Source organism: Pelagibacterium lentulum (assembly GCF_003992625.1).
Lineage (GTDB): Bacteria > Pseudomonadota > Alphaproteobacteria > Rhizobiales > Devosiaceae > Pelagibacterium > Pelagibacterium lentulum.
In genome coordinates, this window is sequence record NZ_RZMW01000023.1 from 1 (window position 1) to 4,621 (window position 4,621).

The window sequence follows — 4,621 nt, forward strand, 5'->3', positions numbered from 1 at the left end:
CAGCATGCACAACTGTCGCTGCCCGGAGTTCCTGCGCGCGACTACTCAATGGCAAACCGCCCGGACATGGGTGAACTCGAATTCCATATACGCCGCGTTCCGGATGGCCAGACGTCCAGCTTCATCCATTCGCGTCTCAAGGTGGGTGATCCAGTCACACTCGAAGGACCGTTCGGGGCCTCACAGTTACGCCACGAGCATACCGGGCCGATCCTTGCAGTCGCCGGTGGTTCAGGACTGGCGCCCATCCTGTCAATCGTTGAGACAGCGCTTGAACTCGGCATGCGCCAACCAATTCATATATATTTCGGCGTGCGCGCAGAGCGCGATCTTTACCTTCTGGAGCACTTCCGGTCCCTCGCCCACCTCCATGAACACCTGACATTCACACCGGTGTTGTCGGACCAAGGGGCAAGCGACTATCGCACTGGAATGGTCAGCGCTGCGGTTGCCAAGGATCTGGACAATCTCCAAGACTGGAAGGCCTACGTTGCCGGGCCGCCGGCCATGGTCAAGGCGACAACAATCGCCCTGGCGAACGCTGGACTACAATCACGCAACCTTCACGCCGACATCTTCTTTTCACCAGAACAATCTTCCAGGGCCCCGACACCCGAGAAAGGCAACGAACATGAATATCGGTGAAGCCGCACGCGCATCCGGAGTATCGGCAAAAATGATCCGGTATTACGAGCAGACCGGCCTGATCCCACAGGCTGAGCGCAAGGCATCGGGCTACCGGGACTACTCCACCCGCGACGTTCACATGCTGCGTTTCGTACGCCGGGCCAGGGATCTTGGCTTTTCGGTCGCCGAGATCGACGAGCTATTGCATTTGTGGCGTGATCGCAGTCGCCAAAGTGCCGAAGTCAAGCGCATTGCGCTCGATCACGTTGCAGGCCTCAAACACAAAATCACCGAACTGGAAGAGATGGTGGCCACGCTCTCCCATCTGGCCGAGAGCTGCAATGGCGATCATCGACCCGACTGTCCAATTCTCGATGACCTCGAAAATGCACAGGAGTCGACAGCCGAGGCGAACCAACCGCGCCGCGGCGCAATCGATCGCGTTGTTCTTTAGGATTGGGGTGGGCGGCCGTTTGGCTTCGCCCTTCCACGGATACCGTAGACTCCCCTCCAGCAGTACCTTCCGTCGAAGCCTGTGCTCGAACTCGAGCAATATTGACGGTTTTGGGTTTCGATCAATTGCGCCTCTCCCAACAAGCGCTCCGCTTCTCCTCAATCAGCATGGACGGGTTTCGGTAATGGACGAGGAAGACATTCAAATTCAGAAGGCACAACTGGCAAGAACCGCACCAACGACCCGAGTTGATGTTCTCGTCATAGGCGCTGGACAAGCCGGCCTTGCGACTGGGTATCGGTTGGCGCAGGAAGGAGTGTCTTTTCTGATCGTGGATGAAAGCCAGCGCGTTGGCGACAGTTGGCGCAACCGGTACGACTCGCTTGCCCTGTTCACGCCGCGAAGTCTCAACGCCCTGCCTGGGAAGGGGCTTGATGGCGATCCCGACGGCTATCCTTCCCGCGACGAATTCGCGGACTATCTCGCCAATTATGCCCTGCACTACAACCTTCCAGTCCAGACCAACTTTCGGGTAACGAGCCTGGATATCGAGGCTGAGACGCTCTTTCGGGCCAAGGGAGCAGACGGCAGCGTAATTCTCGCGCGTGGGGTGGTCGTGGCAACGGGAGGCTTTCAGGTGCCGGTCATCCCGGAGATCGCTAAGACCTTTTCATCCCAAGTCCGACAGCTAACGCCGGAAACCTACAAAGGTCCCGCTGATGTCGAACATGGACCAGTTGTGGTGATTGGAGATGGCGCTTCGGGGCGCGACATTGCATTTGAGTTGTCGGCGTTTAAATCTGTTATCCTTTCCCGCGGGCGAAATCGCCGGTTGCTGCCAGAAAAGCTATTGGGAATTAGCACGTGGAAATGGCTGAAAGCGCTCGGCCTTTTGCGTGTCGGACCCAATTCGCTGTTGGGCAGGATCATGCGCAAGTCCGATCCATTTCCAAACCGAGAACGAAGCGACCGAGATCTCAAAAAAAGGGGTGTAGTGCTGGCGTCACGGTTGATCGGAGCCGATGGAAAACATGCGGTTTTTGCTGATGGCAGCGCGCTCGACGTCGGCGCAGTGATATGGTGCATCGGATATCGCGACGATTTCACGTGGCTGATGATCAAAGCTGCCAAGGATCAAACCGGAAGCATTGTCGTGAACGACGGCAGAAGTCCGGTGCCAGGTCTCTTTTTTATCGGGCGGCCGTGGCAACGAAATCGCGCATCGGCGCTGGTGACAGGATCGGCAGAGGACGCACAGCGGCTGGTCGATGACCTGGAGCAATACTTGTCGAACACCCGGCAGGGCGAAGGGTCGATCGCGTTGGTTGCGGAATGAACAATCGTTAGCGGGATCAACTGCGAGTGCCGGATGTCGGGGTTTGGGAGAGGAGCGAGCGACGGCCGAAATGAGGGTGCGTTGCCGCCCGGCGGTTTCGGGCAACGGCTGACTTTCTGGAATTAGGTAGGCGTTGGATGAACCTGACGTTGTCCTGCAAAGACTATTCAGGGGCGACCAGGTCAGCAGGGATTGTCAGTCGATCCCTGTGTCCCCAAAATTCCGGAAACCAGTTCGTGGAACATCGCGTCGATTTTGTCCACCGCCTGGGGAGACTCGCGGTCGAGCCACCACCGTACCAAAGAGATCAGCACATCCACCAGTAAGGCCGCCCGCAGGTTGCGGGGAACGCCCTCAGAGCTTTCGGGCGCCAAAAGCTTTTTCGCCCGCGATTCGAGTATCCGGCGGACTGCGGCAGTAGCAATGGGGGCTGCCTGACTGTGCGTCAGCGCGCGGTAGAGCTCCCGGTGCCTTAGGGCATGAGCAAAAAACTCGGCGCTGAAAATTTTTCCTGGCTCAACTTCGGCTGCCGCCAAGTCGGCCTCCAGTTTTGCAAAGCCGCTACGCAATAGATCGTCCTTACCCTTGAAATGCTGATAGAAGGCCGACCGTCCTACATCGGCAGCGTCGCAGATTTTTGCTACGGTAAGTGAATCATAGCTTTGGGTCACCACCAGTTCGGCCAGGGCCGCCCTGAGTGCCGCGCGTGTCCGTCGCACGCGCCGGTCCTCGCCCTGCTCCATCCTGGACACCTCCTATACCCGCACATCGGCCTGACGTCTGTCCGGCAACGTACATTTGACGCCTCGTTGTCGCTTGCCCATGAGCGCGCGTTAAAGCATTTGCGGATGGTCGTGCAAAAACGGACGCATGTCCAGAATGTTCAAAGTAGGAGACGGAACTCATGACGCCCGAACATTTCATCTTCATCCCAACTATTTTCCTGCTCGGACTGCTGACCGGCGCGCTGCTGACCTCGCGTCGCGCCGCCGGTCTTCCGGTCCTTCTGACGCTGGGAATTGCTCTTGGGACGTTCGCCCTAACCCACCTCACCAATCTGCCATTCGGCGCCCGCGCCGTACACATTGCGCTGGGTGGGTTGCCGCTCTTTGACCAAAGTCCTTCCTTCTCGGCCAACGAAGTGCTGGCCCGGCTCGAACTGTTCAGTGAACAGGGCCGCGCCGTATATCAGTTCGCCACATACACCGGCGATGTGATTTTCCCGCTTTCGTTGCTCGCCTTCTTTCTTGCCCTTGCCCACTTTGCCGCCAAGCAACTGCAGCCCGCCGCTTGGCTGCGTACACTCTACGCGCTGCCGCTGGTCTGGTTTGCAGCTGACATGGTCGAAAACGCCATGATCTACATCTTGATAGCAGGCCTCCCCACGCCTCCAGCCGCGCTCGCCGCCGTGCTCGGCCCAGTCACCACATTCAAGCTTGCACTGTTGCCAGCGTCCGTTCTGGTGCCACTTCTGGTTCTTGGCCTCAGCCATCTGCGTTCCGCCCGTGTCAAGGCGTAGCGGGTTTTCCAACGCAGGGCGCGCAGGTCCTGTAGTCCATCGTGGAGAGACACATGCGGTTTCACATCGACACCATGACCTGCGGCGGCTACGCCAAGAGCGTCACCAAAGCCATTCAAGCGGTCGATCCTGACGCCATGGCCGATATCGATCTCGGAGCCAAGTTGGAGCGCGTCACCTCAAGGGCTGATGAGATCGCCATTGCGACCATACTTGATGATGTAGGCTATCCGCCGCGGCGTGCGGCATAGCCATCGCGGGGGGTTCAATGTTCGAGTTCGGCAATGAGGGTCTTCATCTGATCGATCTCGCTCCGTTGCGCCTCAATGATTTCGTCAGCAAGCTCACGGACTCGCGGGTCGGTCAATTCGGCCCTCTCGCTCGTCAGGATGGCAATGGAATGATGTGGGATCATCGCTTTCATCCAGTCGACTTGATCAACACTGGCCTGCGAGCGCACCATATAGAGAGAACCCGCAAATGTGATGGCGGCAGCGGCAAAGATCGCGGCGTTGATGCCCTTGCGGTCGTACATTCCCATCATAAAGACCATCATCACGATGGTCATCGTCGCGCCCATGATCAGCGCCATGTAGGCGCGGGTCTCGCTCCAGTAGACGTGCTCGAAGGCATAGGTGTTAAGATACATAAGGCCATACATCATCACCGTGGATGTCGCGATCAT

7 protein-coding genes are annotated in these 4,621 nt (G+C 58.1%); 5 read left to right on the plus strand and 2 right to left on the minus strand.

Translation table 11 applies throughout. The annotated features are described in order from the left end of the window. The 3 genes from EO133_RS07050 to EO133_RS07060 all read left to right on the plus strand — a co-directional run. Positions 1-645 (plus strand): FAD-binding oxidoreductase (locus EO133_RS07050; protein ID WP_248297988.1); only part of this gene is annotated, 645 nt, incomplete at its 5' end. After that, the gene (gene cueR / locus EO133_RS07055; RefSeq protein WP_127071958.1) at positions 632-1,081 is read left to right on the plus strand and encodes a Cu(I)-responsive transcriptional regulator; all 450 of its coding nucleotides are present in this window, start codon (positions 632-634) and stop codon (positions 1,079-1,081) included. The genes EO133_RS07050 and cueR, both read left to right, overlap by 14 nt. Positions 1,082-1,265: 184 nt before the next feature. Beyond that, complete coding sequence (locus tag EO133_RS07060; RefSeq protein ID WP_127071959.1) at positions 1,266-2,417, plus strand: flavin-containing monooxygenase; 1,152 nt, start codon at positions 1,266-1,268, stop codon at positions 2,415-2,417. A 182-nt stretch (positions 2,418-2,599) separates the two neighbouring features. Here EO133_RS07060 and EO133_RS07065 read toward each other — a convergent pair whose 3' ends face one another. Then, positions 2,600-3,160, minus strand: coding sequence for a TetR/AcrR family transcriptional regulator (locus EO133_RS07065; RefSeq protein WP_127071960.1), 561 nt, complete (start codon positions 3,158-3,160; stop codon positions 2,600-2,602). A 161-nt stretch (positions 3,161-3,321) separates the two neighbouring features. Here EO133_RS07065 and EO133_RS07070 point away from each other — a divergent pair, with 161 nt between their 5' ends. Beyond that, positions 3,322-3,936 (plus strand): hypothetical protein, encoded by a 615-nt coding sequence (locus EO133_RS07070; protein WP_127071961.1) that lies wholly within the window; start codon positions 3,322-3,324, stop codon positions 3,934-3,936. Positions 3,937-3,989: 53 nt separating this feature from the next. Then, positions 3,990-4,187: a heavy-metal-associated domain-containing protein gene (locus EO133_RS07075; protein ID WP_127071962.1), complete on the plus strand. Its 198-nt coding sequence runs from the start codon at positions 3,990-3,992 to the stop codon at positions 4,185-4,187. A gap of 14 nt (positions 4,188-4,201) precedes the next feature. On the opposite strand, the gene EO133_RS07080 is transcribed toward EO133_RS07075, so the two are convergent. Further along, positions 4,202-4,621 (minus strand): DUF305 domain-containing protein (locus EO133_RS07080; protein ID WP_127071963.1); only part of this gene is annotated, 420 nt, incomplete at its 5' end.